Source organism: Blautia sp. An249 (assembly GCF_002159835.1).
In the GTDB taxonomy this organism is placed as follows: domain Bacteria; phylum Bacillota; class Clostridia; order Lachnospirales; family Lachnospiraceae; genus Blautia_A; species Blautia_A avistercoris.
In genome coordinates this window covers 1-670 of sequence record NZ_NFJL01000066.1, presented here as the reverse complement: position 1 = coordinate 670, position 670 = coordinate 1, and the positions used below count along the sequence as shown (strand labels likewise).

Here is a 670-nt window from a genome sequence, read left to right as displayed (position 1 = left end):
GCCGCCGCGCTGGTGGGGACGCGGCCCCGTATCAGCAAAAAAAGCGGGACGCCTACAAGCAGCGCACCGCCAAAACAAACAAGTTGCCGTTTGGTTAGTCCAAACACCACCTTGGATTTCACGCGGGTAAAATCCTTGGGGACAGTTACATAAGCCAAAAAATATCACCTCATTTCTTCCTGTCCGGCCAGCAGCTTTTTCACCGGCTCATAGTCGGAAAAGCTCTGGACGGCATGAAACAATCGTTTGTTATTCACCCACCGCTGCAAGTGGCGGGTGATGGGCGGGGCCGTTGGTTTCTCGTAAATCATCACATAGGGGTCATAGCCCAGGCCCCGCAGGGTTTCCACCCGGTACAAGTCCTGTTCGTGGGTGCTGCCGTAGTTCGTCAGCATATACACGCGCCGGTTCCGCCAGTTCTTAATGGCCGTCTGCTCGGCAAAGCGCCGGAAATGCGGCGTCAAGTCCTCGTTTGGGTTATCCCAGGCGAAGTGAACAGCCTTTGTCCGCACCTGATTGAGAAGTGCGGTATTGTCCGGGGTTATCAGGCGGATGTCAAGGCCCTGGGTGAAGTCCACCAGCGCCCGGCTCTCGGCAAGCTGCACCAGCAGCCGTTCATGGTCGGGGCAGGCCAGCAGGTTTGCGTCCATCAGCTTGATTTCCGGCTGGC

At 57.3% G+C, this 670-nt stretch carries 1 protein-coding gene and 1 pseudogene; both read right to left on the bottom strand.

Going from position 1 to position 670, the window contains the following annotated elements:
• Positions 1–158: PrgI family protein (locus tag B5F53_RS19520; RefSeq protein ID WP_140398291.1), on the bottom strand; the 158-nt coding region annotated here is incomplete at its 3' end.
• 6 nt (positions 159–164) lie between these two features.
• A pseudogene (locus B5F53_RS19515) lies at positions 165–670 on the bottom strand (radical SAM protein); the annotation flags it as partial.